We start from the raw sequence: 18,344 nt of genomic DNA, 5'->3' as shown, positions 1-18,344 counted from the left end.
CTTGGTGAATTCAAAGCCCAAGCCGCAAGGTCAGGCCATCGATGCCGGGCGCGTAATAGTTGCGCCGGCGCCCGGCCTCGACCCATCCCTGCCGCCGATAGAGCGCCTGCGCCGGGGCATTGTCCGAGGCAACCTCGAGGAAGGCCGTGACCGCGCCAAGCCGCTGTGCCTCTGCGGCGAAACCGGCCGTCAGCGCCGCGCCAAGCCCCTGCCTTCGGGCCTCGCGGGCGACGGCCAGCGTCAGCAATTCGGCCTCGTCGAGGATCACCCGCCCCAGAAGGAAGCCCTGCGGGCGGGACAGGGCAAAGACGCCCCGGCTGTCCAGCAGATCGCGGAACTCGGTCTCGGACCAGGGGCGCGGATGGGCAAAGCAGCGCGCGTGCAACGCCGCCATCTCGGCTGGCGTCACGGCAGCAGGACCGGCGGCTTGTCGCGTGCCGGCGCGGCATCGGCGGGGCGCATGTAAAGCGGTGCCGGGCGGGGGCCGGGATCGTTGCAGCGCGACAGCGCGATGCGGGCAATGGCGACGGCAAGCGGCATCAAGGGCGCGGAGGGCGCAGGGCCGGGTGGCAGCGACGCGGCCTCGGCCTGACGGGGCTGGCCGTCCCCGGCCTCGGCGCTGAAATCCTGCCAGATGACCAGATCGTTCCGCGCAGGGATGACCACCCGGCAGGGGCGGGGCAGGTCCAGCGCGGCGGCCTCGGTGACGCTGATGCCGACCGCCGGGATCTTGAGCGACAGGGCGAGGCCGCGCGCCGCCGCGACGGCGATGCGGATGCCGGTGAAATTGCCGGGGCCGATGCCGACGCCGATCACCGACAGGTCGCGCCACTCGATCCCGGCCTCGTTCAGCAGCTCTTCCAGCAGCGGGAACAGGCGTTCGGCCTGTCCCTTGGTCATCGGTTCGGCACGCTCGGCCAGAACCCGGTCGCCCGACAGCAAAGCGGCCGCGCAATGCGCGGCCGATGTGTCGAAGGCCAAAGCAACGGGGGCCAAGGCAATCGGGTCAGGCAACGGGCCGGACCTCGATTACCTCGGGGATGTAATGGCGCAGCAGGTTCTCGATCCCCATCTTCAGCGTCAGCGTGGATGACGGGCAGCCGGCGCAGGCACCCTGCATGTGCAGGTAGACGATCCCCCGATCAAAGCCGTGGAAGGTGATGTCGCCGCCATCCTGGGCCACGGCAGGGCGCACGCGCGTGTCCAGCAGTTCCTTGATCTGGCTGACGATTTCGCCATCCGGGCCGTCATGGCTCGCGTGGCCGCTGGCGGCGGGCTTGTCACCCTCCAGCGCCGGGGCGCCGGACTGGAAATGCTCCATGATCGCGCCGAGGACCGAGGGTTTCAGATGGTCCCACAGCGTCTCGTCGGATTTGGTGACGGTGACGAAGTCATTGCCCAAGAACACCCCGGTAACGCCGGGAACGGCAAAAACGCGGGACGCCAAGGGCGAGGTGCCCGCGGTGTCGCGGTCGGGGAAGTCAGCCGTGCCGCTGGCCAGCACGGTTTCGCCGGGCAGAAATTTCAGCGTGGCGGGGTTCGGCGTGGTTTCGGTCTGGATGAACATGGGGCGGCTCCTTTGTCGTGAGTGATATGGGCGCGGGACCGCCTTTGGTCAAGCGAAAGCCGGGGAATTCACGGGGGGATCGAGGCCGGAGCCAGGCCCTTTGTGGCGGCGCCTGGCGAGATCAGGTGATGGCTTCGAGCCGTTCCTTTGACATGTCGCCGGGAACCAGTGTGATCGGGCAACCAAGCGCGCCGGCATCCCGCATCAGCCGGGTAATGACAGGGTTCTTCGCGCCTTTCTCGGCCGAGATGCCCAAAACAATGACGCCGATAAGCGGATCCTCGCCGATCTGTGCCAAAAGTTCATCCGCCGGGTCGCCCTCGCGGATCACCAACTCGGGTTCGACCTTCGGACGGTCGCGCATCCATTTGGCAAAAACTTCGAAATGCGCCTCGATCCGTTCACGCAGTTCCGCGCGCATGACATCGGCAACCCCTAGACCATGCTGAATTTCTCCTGCGGGAATGACCGCAAGTACCACCACCGCCCCGCCCGTGTTGGCGGCCCGCATGGCGGCAAACCGCATCGCGTTCAGACATTCGCGGCTGTCGTCCAGGAGAACGAGAAATTTGCGCATTCCACAGGCTCCTGTGCGGTTCGTCGCGCATAGAGTGACCTATGCGACACCATGGCGCAAGTTCGAGCGGTCTGAACCGGTCTCGGCTGTTTCCTTAGCTCTTCCGGTGTGTTACGGCCAGAAAAAAGGTAAATGGCATCTGAAGGCAGTCGCCAAGTGACGATTCACCAGGATTGGGACAAGACCGAGGTGACGCATCTCACCGGTCTTAGCATGCCGAAAATGGCATGGTTTACGGCGGATTCTGCCCGTGGCATCAATCCGATGCCTCTGTCCAAGCGTATGTTCGACATTGCATTTGCCATTGCGCTGCTGATTCCCGTGCTTTTGCTTATGCTGCTGGTTGCTGGCGCGCTGCTGGTGATTCAGGGTCGGCCCATCATTTACAGCGCGCGACGCATGTCGGGACTGAACCAGTCCTTCACGCTGTGGAAGTTCCGCACCATGAGCATCCAGAACGGTGACTATGGCGTGACTGGGGCGCATAAGAACGGGCGCATCACGCCCTTCGGTCATTTCCTGCGCCGGACCCGCATCGACGAGTTGCCGCAGTTGTTCAACATCCTGCGCGGCGACATGAGCTTTGTCGGTCCGCGCCCGCCCAACCGCGAGCATGTCGAGCAGTTCCCGACGGTTTATGCACAAGTGCTGAAAAGCCGTCCCGGCGTGACCGGCATGGCCACGCTGATCTATCACCAGCACGAGGGTAAGATCCTCTCGGCCTGCACCAGTCCCGAGGCGACGGAAACCGTCTATCGCCGCCGTTGCCTGCCGGCCAAGCTGCGCCTGGACCTGATCTACCAGCGCCATCGCTCGATCCTGATGGATCTCTGGATCATGTGGCAGACGGTGCGAATCGTGACCGTCGGCATCGACCGTCGCAAGGGTCGCGCGCGCCGACCGAAGATCGGCGTTCAGGGCTGAGTTTCAGTCCACCGCGAAGGGATCGCGGGGATAACCCACACCTGTCAGATACAGACCCTGCGGCGGACAGACCGGCCCGCAGGCCGCGCGGTTTCGCGCCTCCAGAACCTCGGCCACCCGATCCGGCGTCCATGCGCCCGCGCCCACCCGCTCCAGCGTACCGACGATCGAGCGCACCTGGTTGTGGAGGAAGGACCGGGCGCGCAGGTGAAAGCGGTATTCCGCGCCCTGCGGCAGGGGGATTTCCTCGATGGTGATCTCGTCCAGCGTCTTCACCGGGCTCTGCGCCTGGCAGATGGACGAGCGGAAGGTGGTAAAGTCATGCCGCCCGATGAGATGGGCGGCGCCCGCGCGCATCGCCTCCGCATCCAGCGGGTTCAGCACCTGCCAGACCCGCCCGCGATCATGCGTCACCGGCGCACGCCGGGCGATCAGCCGGAAGGTATAACGCCGTTCCAGCGCCGAGAAGCGGGCATGGAAATCGTCATCGACCGGCACGGCGGCCAGCACCGCGACGGGCGCGGGCTTCAGGTGAAAATTCAGCGCCTCGGACAGGCGGAACGGGTCCCAGTGCTTTTCCAGGTCGGCATGGGCGACCTGTCCGGTGGCATGGACGCCGGCATCGGTGCGCCCCGCCGCCGCGATCCGCGCCCCTGCGGCAAAGCCCGCATCCAGCCGCGCCAGCGCAGCCTCGACCGCGCCCTGAACCGAGGGCTGGTCGGCCTGTGCCTGCCAGCCGGCGAAGGGCGTGCCGTCATAGTCGATCTTCAGCGCGTAACGGGGCAATTCAGCGTTTGGCCCTGGTCTGATCCGGCATCCGCAGCAGCTCGTCCATGCTGACCGCGTCCTGGCTTTCCAGCGCGGCAGTTGCGCGTTCGGGGCTGGCCACGCCCTCGCGCGCGAGCCGTTCGCGCAGGACCTGGATCTCGATGTCGAGATCCGAGCGCCCGCCCTCGATCAGCGCCTTGGTGCGGGCGGTGAAATTGCTTTCCAGATCGGTCAGCAGCGCCTCGTAATCGCCTCGCGCACGCGGGTCATGGGTCTGCGCATAAAGATCGGCAAAGCGCAGCGTCGCATCGCGCGCGCCCATCAGGTAGACGCCCAGATAGCGCCGCGCCGCCGACAGGTCGTTCGGGTTCTGCTCGACCTGGCGGAAAAGATCGTGGACGGTGGCCTCGAACATCGCCACCCGCGCCTCGAGCCGGCGTTCACCGGTCCGCAGGATCGCCGATTTCATCGCATCGAGATAGCGCTGCGCCTCGTCGACCATCTTCGCCACGCGGTCCTGCTGGAAGGTATCGATGCCCTCCATGCCCTTGTCGCGCATGGGATCGGGACCGAAGGCCAGCCAATGCAGCACCGCGCCCGCGACGCCGATCAGTCCCCCCCCGGCAAGGGCCGAGGGTTCGGCCGCGCCGACTGCAAGCCCCAGCCCGGTCAGGATGCCGCCGAAAAGCTTGCGCGGGAAAGCCGGGCGTTTGGCGACGCGGCGGGCGTCATAGGCGGCTTCGGCCTGCAACCCCTCGCGCGTCAGCCAGCCCGCCGCCGCCATCATGCCAAAGGCGGCAAGATCGGTGACCATGCCGGTCGGCGCCTGAAAGAAGGCGCCCAGCAGAAAGGGGGTCGCGGCGATGGTGATCCATTTCGGCCGCCCTTCCAGCGCGTGCCGCATCGGGCCGGTGCTTAGTGGCGCTTGCCTTGGGTCAGCGGCGCGATGATCGCGCCGGGTGCCATCCGGCGAAAACCGGCCGCCGAAACGCTGTGCCATGCCTTGCCCTCAAGCCGCGCCGGCCAGCGACGCGTAGAGCGTCAGCAGCACCAGCAAAGTGAAGGACAGCCGTTGCGTGGCCTTGCGGGACATCTAAACCCTTTCGCGGTTGCATTTTCACCCCGGAACATAGGCAATGCCACGCCCCGGTGAAAGGGCAAGGGGCGAGAAAGGCCGGGGAGGGAGGTTGGAGCGGGTGATGGGAATCGAACCCACGTATTCAGCTTGGAAGGCTGCTGCTCTACCATTGAGCTACACCCGCGTTCCGAGGGGTATATGCGGCCCCGCGCGGCAGTTCAAGCTTATCCGGGCAGCGTGATTCCGCGACTGGCAAGCTCGGCGGCCAGCGCCGGGGCGTCGGTGAAATGGATCGCGTCCATGCCGACCGCCCGCGCGCCCTCAACATTGGCCCGGCTGTCGTCGATGAAGAGGCAGTCTTCCGGCGCGATGCCATTGCGGTCGGTCAGGGCCAGGTAGATCTCGGCATCGGGCTTCAGCATCTTCTCGATTCCCGAGACGACGATATCCTCGAAGAGCGTGGTCAGCTGCGGATAGGTCGTGAGCGCGGCGGGCCAGTTGTCGGCGGACCAGTTGGTGATGGCGAACATCCGGTGCCCCGACGCTTTAAGCCCCTCGGCGATCTGCCATGTGCCGGGGATCGGCTCGCGGATGGTGACCGGAAAGCCTGCCGTGTACCCTTCCAGCGGTGCCGCAGCCGCATCGCCATGCGCGTCGCGGATCACAGCGAGCCCGTCGGCAATCGAGCGGCCGCCGTCCTGCGTCCGGTTCCAGTCGTGGAAATCGATCCGCTCCAGCCAGTCGCGAGCCTGTTGCAAATCGTCGAAATGCGCGGCGAAGGCCAATTCCGGCTGCCAGCCGATCAGCACATTGCCGAGGTCAAAGACGATATGCGGTGTCATGCGGGGGCCTCCGTCCGGTCGCTCGGGTCTTTCTGTCATGCGCGTCGGGCGGGGGGAAGGGGTTCGACCAAAGGTGCATTGCCCTTGAGCGGCCGGCATCCTACCTCAAGGGGAAGGGAGAAGGTGACGCGCATGGATATCCTGAACCAATCGGCCGCCGTCTCGCGGGACCCACTGGCCGAGGCCGCAGCCGCAACCGGCGATGTGGCGCTGGCGATCATCACCGGGGTGGAGGGGCCGTCCTATCGCCCGGTCGGCGCGGTCATGGCGGTGATCCCCGAGGGCGAGGATCACGGGCTTGTTGGCACGCTGTCCTCGGGCTGCGTCGAGGCCGACATTGCCCATCACGCAAGGCAGGCGCTGGCCGAGGGGCGGCCGCGATCCATCCGCTATGGCCGGGGTTCGCCCTTCATCGACATTCAACTTCCCTGCGGCGGCGGCTTGCAAATCCTTTTGCTGCCGCGCCCGGATCGCGAATTGCTGCACGAGATCACCCTCCGCCGGTCAGCGCGGCAGGTCTGCGTGTTGCGGATCGACACCGAAACCGGAGCGATCACCCTGCAGGACGACGGCCAGACCGGGTTCGACGGCGGCGATTTCATCCTGCGCATCGAGCCGGAACTGCGCTTTCTGGTCTTCGGCAAGGGGCCGGAGGCCTTTACCTTCGCCGCGCTGACGCAATCGGTCGGCTATCCCAGCCTGCTCTTGTCGCCCGATCCCGAAACGCTGGACAGCGCGGCGTCAGCAGGTTGCCCCACGCGGCAACTGGTGCGCCCCGGCTGGCCCGTCGATCTGGAGGTCGACGGCTGGACCGCGATCCTGCTGTTCTTCCACGACCATGACTGGGAGCCGCTGATCCTGAAAGGCGCGCTGGAGACGTCCGCCTTCTATATCGGCTCGCAGGGCAGCCAGCGCGCGGCGGCGACGCGGCGACTGGCGTTGGCGGAACTGGGCGTGTCCGAGGCGGCGATGGACCGGCTGCACGGCCCCGTGGGGCTGATCCGCTCGGCCCGGGATGCGCGGACGCTGGCGGTCTCGGTTCTGGCCGAGGTGCTGGACATGGCGCGTGCCGCCACGCCCTTGCGCGAGTTTGCCTGACTATTCCGCCGCGATGGCCGTTGGCCGTTCCTGCGCGATGATCCCGGCGATCTGCCCCCGGCAGGAGCCGCAATTTGTCCCCGCCCTGAGCGCCTGACCGATCTCGGCCACGGTCTGCGCCTTTCCCTCGCGGATGGCGGCGGTGATGGTGTTCACGCCCACATCGAAACAGGCACAGACCAGCGCGCCGGGATCGGGCATGTCGTCGCCGGGGCGTCCGGCCACCAGCGATGGCGCGTCGCTGCCGATGCGCCGGGCGACGAAATCGCGCGACAGGGCGACGGGTTCGGGCGCGATGAACAGGGCGGCGCGGGTGATGCCATCGACGACCAACGCAATGTGATGCCGACCCCGTGCCGGATCGCTGACCATCTGCACCTGCGCATCGGGCAGTCCGAACAGCGCGCGGGCATAGGCTTCCGGGTCGCCCAGTGCGGCGGCCCCGGCCAGTTCGGCGCGCAGCCCGGTCTCGGTTCGCGCCAGCGCCCAATAGTCGCAATCGGGGCAGAAGTCGTGGGCGGCGACGGCAAAGCCGAACCAGGCTGCGTGGAAAGGCGCGACATGGACCTGAGCCTCCTTCAGCGCGGGCTGGCCGGACAGGGGATCGGTTGGCCCGGTCACCAAGGCGTCGATGCGCCCGGCGGCGGCGTTGCGACCTGACCAGTGGATCGGCGCGAAGACCTGCCCCGGCGTGACCCGGTCGGTGACGAGCACGCGCAGGATGGCGCTGCCATGACCGTTCGAAAGTTGCGCCAGACCGGCGGGGTGCAACTCGATCCGCGCGGCGTCATCGGGATGCACCTCGAGGAACGGCTCGGCGATATGAGCCGAGAGGCGCGGCGACAAGCCGGTGCGGGTCATCGAATGCCAATGGTCGCGGATGCGCCCGGTATTCAGGCGCAGGGTGCCGGGGCGGTGATGGGCGGGGCCGGCGGGCGTCACCGGAATCATCCGCGCCTTGCCGTCCGGGGTGTGGAAGCGGCCATCGGCAAAGAAACGTCCGCCCCGCCGCTTGGGCGATTGCGGCCAAAGGGTCGGCTCCATCGTCTCGTAATCACCGGGACCGTCCGAGATGTCGAAATCCGAACCGAGCTGCCCTGCAACGCCCGACAGCGCCGCGTATTCGGCATGGATCTCGCCGGGGCTGCCCCAAGTGAAGCCCGCGCCCCAGCCCATGCGTTCGGCAACTTGTGAAATGATTTTCCAATCTGACCGCGCCTCGCCCGGCGGTGCCCGGAAGGCCCGCTGCCGGCTGATCCGGCGCTCGGAGTTGGTGACAGTTCCGTCCTTCTCGCCCCAGGCAGCAGCGGGCAGCAGCACATCGGCCAGAAGCGTGGTGTCGGTCTCGGCCATCACATCGCTGACCACAGTGAACTCGCAACAGGCAATGGCTCGGGCCACGCGTTCGGCCTGCGGCATCGACATGGCGGGATTGGTGGACATGATCCACAGCGCCTTGATCTTTCCGGCCTCCACCGCCTCGAACATCTCGACGGCCTTGAGGCCGGGGGCATCGGCCATGCGCGGGCTTTGCCAGAAGCCTTGGACGGCGTCCCGGTGGGCCGGGTTCTCCAGCGCCAGATGGCAGGCCAGCATGTTCGCCAGCCCGCCGACCTCGCGCCCGCCCATGGCATTGGGCTGGCCGGTGACGCTGAACGGCCCCATCCCGGGGCGACCGATGCGGCCCGTCGCCAGATGGCAGTTGATGATCGCGTTCACCTTGTCGGTGCCGGTGGCCGACTGGTTGATGCCCTGCGAATAGACCGTCACCACCTTCTCGGTCCGGCACCACAGATCAATGAACCGCGCCAGAAGCGCTGGGTCGAGTACGGTCAGCGCCGGGTCGCTTGCCGCCGCCGTGGCGATGGCGGTAGCTGCGCCGGTGACCTGCTGCAGGAAGCCCGCATCGGTCAGCCCGCGCTTGGCCAGCGCGGCCAGCACGAGGTTGAACAGCGCCGCGTCTGATCCCGGCGCGAGGGGCAGATGCAGGTCGGCGATCTCGCAGGTGGCGGTGCGGCGGGGGTCGATGACCACCACGCGCATCTCGGGACGCGCAGACCGGGCCGCCAGCAGGCGCTGGTAGAGGACCGGGTGACACCAGGCGAGATTGCTGCCGGTCAGCACCACCAGATCGGCCAGTTCCAGATCCTCGTAGAGGCCCGGCACGGTGTCGCTGCCAAAGGCGCGACGATGGCCGGCAACCGAGGAAGCCATGCAGAGCCGCGAATTGGTGTCGATATTGGCGCTGCCGATGAAACCCTTCATCAGCTTGTTGGCAGCATAGTAATCCTCGGTCAGCAGTTGCCCCGAGACATAGAAGGCCACGCTGTCCGGGCCGTGAAGGGCGATGGTTTCGGCAAAGCGGCGGGCGACGAGGTCCAGCGCTTCGTCCCATCCGGCCTCTTGCCCGGCGATGCGCGGGGCCAACAAGCGGCCCTCGAGCCCGATGGTTTCGGCCAGCGCCAAGCCCTTTGAGCAGAGCCGCCCGAAATTCGCCGGATGATCGGGGTCGCCGCTGACGGTAATCCCCTGATCGGTGCGGTTGACCAGCACCCCGCAGCCGACGCCGCAGTAGGGACAGGTGGTGCGGATGGTGCTGGTCATGGGGTTACTCCTTTTCAGCCGAGATTTCAGGCGGCACTGCGGCGGGTCAGCATCTCGGTGCTGACCAGCACGCGCCCGCCCTCGACCCTTGCGGCATAGCTGCGCACGGCGCCTTCGTCGGCGCCCTGCGCCTGACCGCTGTTCAGATCAAAGACCCAGTTGTGCAGCGGGCAGGTGATGGTGTGGCCGGCAACGATGCCCTCGGACAGCGGCCCGCCCTTGTGCGGGCAGCGGTCGTCCAGCGCGAAGACCCGGTCGTCATGGGTGCGAAAGATCGCCACGCAGCCCGCGCCGGTGCGCAAGAGACGCGCGCCCTGTTGGGGAATGTCACTCAGCGCGGCGATGTCCAGCCATTCGGTTGCTTGCGCCATCATTCGGCAGCCTCCAGTCGCAGATCGGTCAGCGGCGAAAATTCGTCGCGCGCGCCGGGTTTGGCATGTTCGGCCCAGGGGTCCTTGCGATAGACCGACTGGCTGAGGTCAAATCGCGCGACCAGCGCGCGGCGCTGATCGGGATCATCGACGACCTGCGCCTTGACCCAGTCGAGGCCGACCCTTGCGGTCCATTTCCACGCCCGGTCCAGATAGCGGGCGTTTTCGCGGTAAAGCTGGATGAAGGCGGTGATGACCTCGACGGCCTCGTCCTCGGTCGGGACCGTGACGAGAAGTTCGGTCTCTTTCACCTCCATCCCGGCCGCGCCCGAAACGCTGACCTGGTAGCCGCTGTCGACGCAGACGACGCCCACATCTTTGCAGGTCGCCTCGGCGCAGTTGCGCGGGCAGCCCGAGACGCCCAGCTTGACCTTGTGCGGGGTCCAACTGCCCCAGAGCAGCTTTTCCAGCCGGATGCCGAGGCCCGTCGAATCCTGCGTGCCGAAGCGGCAGAACTCGCTGCCAACGCAGGTCTTCACCGTGCGCAGCCCCTTGGCATAGGCGTGGCCCGAAACCATGCCCGCGTCATTGAGATCGGCCCACATGGCGGGCAGATCCTCTTTCTTCACGCCCAACAGGTCGATGCGCTGACCGCCCGTGACCTTGACCATCGGCACGTTGTATTTCTCGGCGGCATCGGCGATGGCGCGCAGCTCGGCGGGCGTGGTGACGCCGCCCCACATGCGCGGCACCACCGAATAGGTGCCGTCCTTCTGGATATTGGCGTGGTTGCGTTCATTGACGAAACGTGACTGGCGGTCGTCGTGATAGTCCAGCGGCCAGTCGGCCAGCAGGTAGAAATTCAGCGCCGGGCGGCACTTGGCGCAGCCATCGGGGGTGGTCCAGCCGCAGTCCTGCATGACGGCGGGCATGGATTTCAGCCCCTTGGCCTTGATCAGTCTGCGCACATCCTCATGCGCCAGATCGGTGCAGCCACACATGCCGACAGCGGCCTCGGCCACGTCGCCGCCAAGGGTCAGCGCCATGACCTGTTGCACCAGCCCGGTGCAGGTGCCGCAGGAGGCGCTGGCCTTGGTGGTGGCGCGCAGCTTGTCCAGCGTATCGGCACCGCCCAGCACGGCATCCACGATCCTGCCCTTGCAGACGCCGTTGCAGCCGCAGATCTCTGCGTCAGGCGGCAATGCTGCAACGGCCGCCATAGGGTCCACGGAGCCCCCGCCCTGAAAGGCCGGGCCGAAGATCAGCGTCTCGCGCATCTGGGAAATGTCGGTCTGGTCCTTGATGAGACCGAAGAACCAGCTGCCATCCGCCGTGTCGCCATACATGACCGCGCCGACCAGCCGGTCGCCCTCGATCACCAGCCGCTTGTAGATGCCGCGTCCGGGGTCGCGGAAGACGATATCCTCGCGCGTCGGACCATCGGCGAAATCACCGGCGCTGAACAGGTCGCATCCGGTCACTTTCAGCTTGGTCGCGGTCTGCACCGGCTGGAAGGCCGAAGCCTCGCCCATCAGTGTCGACGCCAGCACCTTCGCCTGATCGTAAAGCGGTGCGACGAGACCGAAAAGCTGCTGACGATGCTCGACGCATTCGCCAAGGGCAAAGACCGAGGGGTCCGAGGTCCGCAACTGGTCATCGACGGTAATCCCGCGCTCGACCTCGAGATGGGCATCGACGGCCAGCCGGGTTTCCGGGCGGATGCCCACGGCCATCACCACCAGATCGGCGCCATAGACGGTGCCATCTTCCAGCAGCACCGCCTCGGCATGGGTCTCGCCGAGAATGGCCTTGGTGGCGCCCTTGCAATGGACCCTGATGCCGCGTGCCTCCAGCGCCTTCTGCAGCAGGTAGCCGGCGGAAGGATCAAGCTGGCGTTCCATCAGGTGGCCCATCAGGTGAATGACGGTCACTTTCATGCCGCGCATCTGCAACCCGGCAGCGGCCTCGAGCCCCAAGAGCCCGCCACCGATCACCACGGCTTCCGCACCGGGCTGGGCGGCGGCGATCATGGCATTGGTGTCATCGAGATCGCGATAGGCGATGACGCCGGGCAAGTCGCGGCCCACCACCGGGATCATGAAGGGCGCCGAGCCCGTTGCGATGACCAGCTTGTCATAGGGCACCGCGCCGTTCTGGCCGTGGACGATCTTGCGCTTGCAGTCGATGCCGGTGACATGCTCGCCAAAGCGGGTGGTGATGCCGCGCGACTGGTACCAGTCCGCGTCATGGGTAACGATGTCCTCGTAGGTCTTTTCGCCCGACAGCACCGGCGACAGCATGATGCGGTTATAGTTGCCGCGTGGCTCGGCATTGAAGAGGGTGATCTGATAGGGCGCATTCGCATCGGTCAGATGCTCCAGCATCCGGCCCGAGGCCATGCCCGCGCCGATGACGACCAGCTTTTCCATCATGCGGCCTCCTTCTTGTGACCGTGTTCGTATTCCTCGAGGAAACCGATGATCTCCTCGCGATAGGCGTAGTAATCGGGGTGTTTCAGCAGCTCCTTGCGGCTGCGCGGGCGGGGCAGGCTCACCTCGGTGATCTTGCCGATGGTGGCCTCTGGCCCGTTGGTCATCATCACCACCCGGTCCGCCAGCAGGATCGCCTCGTCCACGTCATGGGTGACGCAGACGGCAGTGACCTTGGTCCGGTCCCAGACCTCCATCAGCACCTCCTGCAATTCCCAACGGGTCAGGCTGTCGAGCATGCCGAAGGGTTCATCGAGCAGCAGAAGCTTGGGCGAGAGGGCGAAGGCGCGGGCGATGCCGACGCGCTGGCGCATGCCGTTCGACATGTCCGATGCGGGCCGGTGCATCGCATCGCCCAGACCCACGCGCTCGAGGTAATACTCCACGACCTCCTGCCGCTCGGCGCGGCTGGCTGTCGGATAGACGCGATCGACGCCGATGGCGACGTTTTCCCGCGCGGTCAACCAGGGGAAGAGGCTGGGCGACTGGAAGACCACCGCACGCTCGGGGTCGGCGCCCTCGACATGGGTGCCGTCGAGGATGATCGCGCCCTTGCTGATCGGGTTCAGCCCCGCCGCCATGGTCAGCACGGTGGACTTGCCGCAGCCGGAATGACCGATCAGCGACACGAACTCGCCCTTTTTCAGCGTCAGGTTCACGTCCTCGACCACGGTCAGCTGGCCTTTGGGCGTCGGATAGATCTTGTGCAGTTTCGAGAATTGCAGATAACGCTCGTCCGCCCGCGCGGCGGCGGACTTGGCATAGGCGCGGGGCAGGGCGTGCAGCGGGGTGACATTGGGCAGGCTGCGGCGCTGCTCGGCGCTGACCTGCGCGCCGGCGCGGATCAGGTGGCTGGTGATCTCGGCGCGCAGGCTCTTGAAGGCCGGATCATGGTTCATCGCCGCCCGGTCGCGGGGACGGGGCAGGCTGGTGCGGAACTCGGCGCCGATGCGGCCATCGGGATCAAGGCAGAGGATGCGATCGGCCAGCACGATGGCCTCGTCCACGTCATTGGTGATCAGCACCACGGTCTTGCGGTCGGCCTGCCAGATCGCCTCGATCTCGTCGGCCAGATTGGCGCGGGTCAGCGCGTCCAGCGCCGAGAGGGGCTCATCGAGCAGCAGGATATCCGGGTCCATGGCCAGCGCGCGGGCGATGCCGACCCGCTGGCGCATCCCGCCCGACAGTTCCGCCGGGCGGCGGCTGGCGGCGTGGGACAGGCCAACCATGCCGATGTATTTCGCCACGCGTGCGTCGATCTCGGCCCTGGTCAGCCGGGGCAGGGCGGCGCGGGCGGCCAGCGCGATATTGCCGGCGACGGTCAGCCAGGGCATCAGCGAATAGCTTTGGAACACCACGCCGCGTTCCGGCCCCGGCCCGGTGACCGGCTTGCCGCGAAAGCTGACGCTGCCACTCGTGGGCAGTTCCAGCCCGGCCATCAGGCTGATCAGCGTGGTCTTGCCGGTGCCCGAGAAGCCGAGGATGGCGACGAATTCGCCCTCTGTCACGCTGAGGTTGATGTCGCTCAGCACCGGCTGCTCGCCATAGCTTTTGCCAAGGGCTTTGAGGTCAAGGACGGCCATGGCTTACCTCTTGTCCGAGAAGGTGATGAGTTGCTGGATGGCGAACATCATCCGGTCTAGCAGGAAGCCGATCAGGCCGATGGTCAGCACCGCGACCATGATCCGGGCGAGGCTGTCGGATGAGCCGTTCTGGAACTCGTCCCAGACAAACTTCCCAAGGCCGGGGTTCTGCGCCAGCATCTCGGCTGCGATCAACACCATCCAGCCCACGCCGAGCGACAGGCGCAGCCCGGTGAAGATCAGCGGCAGGGCCGAGGGCAGGACCAGCCGGCGCACCTTGGTCAGCGGCGACAGCTTCAGCACCCGCCCCACATTCACCAGATCGCGGTCGATCGAGGCCACGCCAAGCGAGGTATTGATCAGCGTCGGCCAGAGCGAGCAGAGCGTGACGGTGATGGCCGAGACGATGAAGCTTTTGGCGAACAGCCCGTCCGAGCCTGCTGACAGCGCGCTGACCACCATGGTCACGATCGGCAGCCAGGCCAGCGGGCTGACCGGCTTGAAGATCTGCACCAGCGGGTTGATCGCGGCATTGACCGTGGGCGAGAGACCGGCGGCGATGCCTAGCGGAACCGCGATCATCGTGCCGATCAGGAAGCCCATGAACACGGTTTTGATCGAGGTGCCGATCTGCTGGTAATAGGTCGGCTTGCCGGTATAGGCGCGTTCCTTGACCTTGGCGGCCTGCCCCTCAGCGACCAGCCGGGCATTGCGTTCGTCCTGCCGGTCGTAGAACGCGGCTTCCTTTTCGCCCTCGCGAAGGGCGTCCTGATGCAGGGTCACGGCCTGTTGCCAGACCTGAACCGGGCCGGGCACCGCGCCAAGCGAGGTCTGCACCTGCGGCGCCAGCGTTGCCCAGAGGATCAGGAAGGCGAGGATCGACAGGAACGGCACGAAGAGCGTGATCCAGAGCTGTTTCATCTGGGCGCGCGGGCTGTCGCCCATGATCGCGCGCAGAAGCGGCGTCATGAAGGGCAGGCCAAGCACCTTGAACCAGCCATCGGCCTTGCTGATGCGGCTCAGCGTGCGGGCGCGGCGGGGGCTGTCGAGGCGGGTGGGGTCGATGGCGGTCATGATATGCTCCTCAACCCTGAACGTCGCGGCCGATGACGCGCTGGTCGGCCTTCAGCCCGATGGGCAGGCTGTCCAGATAGGCGTTGGGCGTGCGGCCGTCATAGGGGATGCCGTCGATGAACTCGGCCGTGGCGGGCTTGTAGCCGTCGCTGTCCCAGGGGAAGTCGGCCGCGTCGGCCAGCCCCTCGTCGACCAGCATCCGCGCGGCTTCCAGGTAGATCGCGGGCTTGTAGACCGCTGCCGCCGTCTCGGCATACCAGCCATCGGGCTGGGCCGCCTCGATCTGCCCCCAGCGGCGCATCTGGGTCAGGGTCCAGATGGCGTCGGAATAGAAGGGATAGGTGGCGTTGTAGCGGAAGAAGACGTTGAAATCGGGCACCGCGCGCCTGTCGCCCGGCTCGTATTCAAAGCTGCCGGTCATCGAATTGGCGATGACCTCGGCATCGGCACCGACATATTCGGAGCGCGACAGGATCTCGACCGCTTCGGCGCGGTTGGCGTTGCCCTCGGCGTCCAGCCATTCGGCGGCGCGGATCAGCGCCTTGGTCAGCGCCAGCGTCGTGTTGGGGTTCGCCTCGACAAAGTCCGCCGTCAGACCGAAGACCTTCTCGGGATTGTTCTTCCAGATCTCGATATCGGTGATGACCGGGACGCCGATCCCCTTCAGCACCGCCTGCTGGTTCCACGGCTCGCCCACGGCATAGCCGTTGATCGTGCCGGCCTCGAGCGTGGCGGGCATCTGCGGCGGCGGTGTGACCGACAGGAAGGCATCGGCGCTGATCTGGCCCGAGACATCCTCGGGGCTGTAGAAACCCGGATTGATCCCGCCCGCCGCCAGCCAATAGCGCAGCTCGTAGTTATGGGTCGATACCGGGAAGACCATGCCCATGTTGAAGGTCTCTCCGCGCGCCCGGAACTCCTCGATCACCGGCTTCAGCGCGGCGGCTGAGACCGGATGTTCGGGCTTGCCGTCCGCGCCGACCGGGATCGCCGGCTTCATCGCCGCCCAGACCTCGTTGCTGACGGTGATGGCGTTGCCGTTCAGGTCCATCGAGAAGGGGGTGACGATATGTGCCTTGGTGCCATAGCCGATGGTCGCGGCTAGCGGCTGCCCGGCCAGCATATGCGCGCCGTCCAACTCGCCCGAGATCACCCGGTCCAGCAGCACCTTCCAGTTGGCCTGCGGCTCCAGCGTCACATAAAGCCCCTCGTCCTCGAAGAAATGCTTCTCATAGGCGATGGCGAGGGGGGCCATGTCGGTCAGCTTGATGAAGCCGAGGGTCAGTTCGTCCTTCTCGACATCCAGCATTTCGGCCAGCGCGGGGCTGGCAAGCGCGGTGCTGGCAAGAAGGATCGTGGCGAAGCGTGTCATGTCTGTTCCCATCCTGATGGGCCGAAAAAAAGAAGCCGCCGAACCTTTGGCCGCGCGAAAGGGGGAGGGACGCGGTCAGGGATCGGCGGCTTTGCCTATGGCCCCGGTCGATGGGGTCGGGCGGAACGGCGCTGTTCCGTTATCCTGACAGTGCGGGCGGCAGCGCGAATCGCCAAGCGGCGGGGAAGGGGTGAATGCTGCGGTGCAGCGATCTGCTCGAAATCTGGTCAGTTATCGGCGGAAGGATCAAAAATCAGGCCGTCGAAGAACCGGTTTTCCGACAGAATCAGCGAGGCGCGGGTGGCGCCGACGGCCTGCGGCATCGGGCAGGCGCCTTCCAGCTTGGACGAGGCGGCGGGCAGAATCGCCAGATCGGCGAGGTGCTGGCGGTAGAGATCGCTGCGCCAGATCGCCTGTGCCGCATGGGCCGCACGGCGCCGATCGAGGCCAAAGCGTCGGGCCATGCGTCCCGCGATCCATGCGGCCTGAGAGCGCCAGGGGAAATTTGCCGCGCCGTGATGAAACTCGAGCAGCGCGGGCGAGCGGATCAACTCGCCGCCGCGCCGGGTCAGCAATTGCCCGGTCAGCGCCCGGTCGATGATTTCGGGATCAACGCCGAGGCAATCGGGCGCGGACAGCAGTTCCGAGGCGAGATCGGTATTCTGCGGCAGCGACAGCCATTGCCCGGCCCGCCAGACTGCACGCATCAGTCGGCCCGCCAGATCGGCATTTTCCTCGGCCCAGCCCGCCCGGACGGCCAGCACCTTCTCGGGTGCCTGCGACCAGATGGCGGCGCCCGGCAAGATCAGTTCCGCCTCGCCCAACTCCACCGCCTGCGAACCCCAGGGCTCGCCCACGCAAAAGGCCTCGATATCGCCCGCGCCGATGGCGGCGGCCATGTCGGGGGGCGGAACGGTTGCCAGCGTCACCTGCCGGCCGAGCCAATAGTCCAGTAATTCGGCATGCATCGAGAAGGGGAAGGGCACCCCAAGGCGCAGACCGTCCGGCCGGGCAGCGCGCAGGGCCTGACGGGTCGTCCCCGCATCGCCGAAGCCGGCACCCGGCAGCACCGCCCGCATGTCGCGGGCGAGGTCGGGCGAGACGCCCACCACCTGCCCGTTCATGGACAGCACCATCAGTGTCTCGACTGCGGGTCCGGCCCCGCCAAGCCCCAATGAGCGGGCGACCGGCATCGGCGAGAGCATATGCGCCGCCTGCACCCGGCCCAAATCCAAGAGATCGCGCAGCATCGACCAGTTGCCGGCGCGGTGCAGCACCAGATCCAGCCGCTCCTGCGCGGCAAAGCCCATGTCGCGGGCGATGATCAGCGGCGCGGCATCGACCAGCGGCATGAAGCCGATCTCCAGCGCCGGGGTCACTGCAACAGTTCCGAGGCGGTGACGATGGCGGCGGCCACGTCGGCGATCTTGCGGCCCCGCTCCATCGCGGCGCGGCGCATCAGCGCATAGGCTTCGTCCTCGGAAATGCCGCGTGCCCGCATCAGCACGCCCTTGGCGCGGTCGATGATCTTGCGCTGCTCCAGCGCGGCGCGGGTGGCGTCAAGCTCGGTCCGCAGCTTCTGGAACATGTGGAACCGCGCCAGCGCGGCGTCCAGCACGGCGCGGATGCGGTCGGGCCGGATGCCGTCGACGACATAGGCCGAGACCCCGGCCTCGACCGCGGCGCGGGTCAGGGCCGGGTCGCTGCGATCAACGAACATGGCTACGGGTCGGTCGGCGGGCGAGGAGGCCAGCGTCAGTTCTTCCAGCGCATCGCGCGACGGGTTCGCCAGATCGATCAGCACCAGGTCCGGCCCAAGCTCCTTGATCCGGCTGGCGAGGCGGGAATCCGAGGGCAGGATCATCACCTCGGTCTCGCCGGCTTGGCGCAGGGCATCGGTCAGCATGTCGGCCCGGGCGGGGTCGTGCTGGATGACAAGAATGCGCAGCGGCTGGGTCATGGCGCCAGAACGGTCCCTTGCCGGGACGAGGTCAAGC

The 18,344-nt window shown here is 66.8% G+C and carries 17 protein-coding genes and 1 tRNA gene; 2 read left to right on the top strand and 16 right to left on the bottom strand.

Features of this window, described 5'->3' with window-relative positions:
* Positions 1 to 10 precede the first annotated feature (10 nt).
* From Q1A36_RS14010 to Q1A36_RS13995, 4 genes are all read right to left on the bottom strand, one after another.
* Complete coding sequence (locus Q1A36_RS14010) at positions 11 to 394, bottom strand: GNAT family N-acetyltransferase (protein WP_299845210.1); 384 nt, start codon at positions 392 to 394, stop codon at positions 11 to 13.
* Between the two features lie 11 nt (positions 395 to 405).
* Entirely contained in the window at positions 406 to 1,002 is a 597-nt protein-coding gene (gene tsaB / locus Q1A36_RS14005; RefSeq protein WP_299845411.1) for a tRNA (adenosine(37)-N6)-threonylcarbamoyltransferase complex dimerization subunit type 1 TsaB, read from the bottom strand.
* A 4-nt stretch (positions 1,003 to 1,006) separates the two neighbouring features.
* On the bottom strand, positions 1,007 to 1,567 hold the full coding sequence (locus Q1A36_RS14000; RefSeq protein WP_101753905.1) for a NifU family protein: 561 nt from the start codon (positions 1,565 to 1,567) through the stop codon (positions 1,007 to 1,009).
* A 121-nt stretch (positions 1,568 to 1,688) separates the two neighbouring features.
* Positions 1,689 to 2,144 (bottom strand): universal stress protein, encoded by a 456-nt coding sequence (locus Q1A36_RS13995; RefSeq protein WP_299845205.1) that lies wholly within the window; start codon positions 2,142 to 2,144, stop codon positions 1,689 to 1,691.
* 282 nt (positions 2,145 to 2,426) lie between these two features.
* On the opposite strand from Q1A36_RS13995, the gene Q1A36_RS13990 reads away from it, so the two are divergent.
* Positions 2,427 to 3,068, top strand: a complete 642-nt coding sequence (locus Q1A36_RS13990) for a sugar transferase (protein WP_299845203.1) — start codon at positions 2,427 to 2,429, stop codon at positions 3,066 to 3,068.
* 3 nt (positions 3,069 to 3,071) lie between these two features.
* On the opposite strand, the gene truA is transcribed toward Q1A36_RS13990, so the two are convergent.
* The 4 genes from truA to Q1A36_RS13970 form a co-directional block, all read right to left on the bottom strand.
* Positions 3,072 to 3,854 (bottom strand): tRNA pseudouridine(38-40) synthase TruA, encoded by a 783-nt coding sequence (gene truA, locus Q1A36_RS13985; RefSeq protein WP_299845200.1) that lies wholly within the window; start codon positions 3,852 to 3,854, stop codon positions 3,072 to 3,074.
* 1 nt (position 3,855) lies between these two features.
* A complete protein-coding gene (locus Q1A36_RS13980) occupies positions 3,856 to 4,836 on the bottom strand; it encodes a 5-bromo-4-chloroindolyl phosphate hydrolysis family protein (RefSeq protein WP_299845197.1) in 981 nt (326 codons plus the stop codon).
* Between the two features lie 188 nt (positions 4,837 to 5,024).
* Positions 5,025 to 5,098 (bottom strand) — tRNA-Gly (locus Q1A36_RS13975).
* A gap of 40 nt (positions 5,099 to 5,138) precedes the next feature.
* On the bottom strand, positions 5,139 to 5,756 hold the full coding sequence (locus Q1A36_RS13970; protein WP_299845194.1) for an HAD family phosphatase: 618 nt from the start codon (positions 5,754 to 5,756) through the stop codon (positions 5,139 to 5,141).
* Positions 5,757 to 5,888: 132 nt separating this feature from the next.
* Here Q1A36_RS13970 and Q1A36_RS13965 point away from each other — a divergent pair, with 132 nt between their 5' ends.
* Positions 5,889 to 6,854: an XdhC family protein gene (locus tag Q1A36_RS13965; protein WP_299845191.1), complete on the top strand. Its 966-nt coding sequence runs from the start codon at positions 5,889 to 5,891 to the stop codon at positions 6,852 to 6,854.
* Here the strand turns inward: Q1A36_RS13965 and Q1A36_RS13960 are convergent, their stop codons facing one another.
* From Q1A36_RS13960 to Q1A36_RS13925, 8 genes are all read right to left on the bottom strand, one after another.
* Positions 6,855 to 9,458, bottom strand: a complete 2,604-nt coding sequence (locus Q1A36_RS13960) for a nitrate reductase (RefSeq protein ID WP_299845188.1) — start codon at positions 9,456 to 9,458, stop codon at positions 6,855 to 6,857. It lies immediately after the preceding gene.
* Between the two features lie 26 nt (positions 9,459 to 9,484).
* A complete protein-coding gene (gene nirD / locus Q1A36_RS13955) occupies positions 9,485 to 9,829 on the bottom strand; it encodes a nitrite reductase small subunit NirD (protein ID WP_299845185.1) in 345 nt (114 codons plus the stop codon).
* Positions 9,829 to 12,261, bottom strand: coding sequence for a nitrite reductase large subunit NirB (nirB, locus tag Q1A36_RS13950; RefSeq protein ID WP_299845182.1), 2,433 nt, complete (start codon positions 12,259 to 12,261; stop codon positions 9,829 to 9,831). The genes nirD and nirB overlap by 1 nt, the downstream gene beginning before the upstream one ends.
* The gene (locus tag Q1A36_RS13945; protein ID WP_299845179.1) at positions 12,258 to 13,901 is read right to left on the bottom strand and encodes a nitrate ABC transporter ATP-binding protein; all 1,644 of its coding nucleotides are present in this window, start codon (positions 13,899 to 13,901) and stop codon (positions 12,258 to 12,260) included. Before Q1A36_RS13945 ends, nirB begins: the two co-directional genes overlap by 4 nt.
* 3 nt (positions 13,902 to 13,904) lie before the next feature.
* Positions 13,905 to 14,975, bottom strand: a complete 1,071-nt coding sequence (locus Q1A36_RS13940; RefSeq protein ID WP_299845176.1) for an ABC transporter permease — start codon at positions 14,973 to 14,975, stop codon at positions 13,905 to 13,907.
* A 10-nt stretch (positions 14,976 to 14,985) separates the two neighbouring features.
* Entirely contained in the window at positions 14,986 to 16,347 is a 1,362-nt protein-coding gene (locus Q1A36_RS13935; RefSeq protein ID WP_299845173.1) for a CmpA/NrtA family ABC transporter substrate-binding protein, read from the bottom strand.
* Between the two features lie 227 nt (positions 16,348 to 16,574).
* On the bottom strand, positions 16,575 to 17,726 hold the full coding sequence (locus tag Q1A36_RS13930; protein ID WP_299845170.1) for a CmpA/NrtA family ABC transporter substrate-binding protein: 1,152 nt from the start codon (positions 17,724 to 17,726) through the stop codon (positions 16,575 to 16,577).
* Entirely contained in the window at positions 17,723 to 18,307 is a 585-nt protein-coding gene (locus tag Q1A36_RS13925) for an ANTAR domain-containing protein (RefSeq protein ID WP_299845167.1), read from the bottom strand. The genes Q1A36_RS13930 and Q1A36_RS13925 overlap by 4 nt, the downstream gene beginning before the upstream one ends.
* Positions 18,308 to 18,344 lie beyond the last annotated feature (37 nt).

Origin of the sequence: uncultured Paracoccus sp. (assembly GCF_947487305.1) — a bacterium.
In the GTDB taxonomy this organism is placed as follows: domain Bacteria; phylum Pseudomonadota; class Alphaproteobacteria; order Rhodobacterales; family Rhodobacteraceae; genus Paracoccus.
The sequence above is the reverse complement of the archived record's forward strand: the minus strand, read 5'-3'. Positions and strand labels throughout refer to the sequence as shown.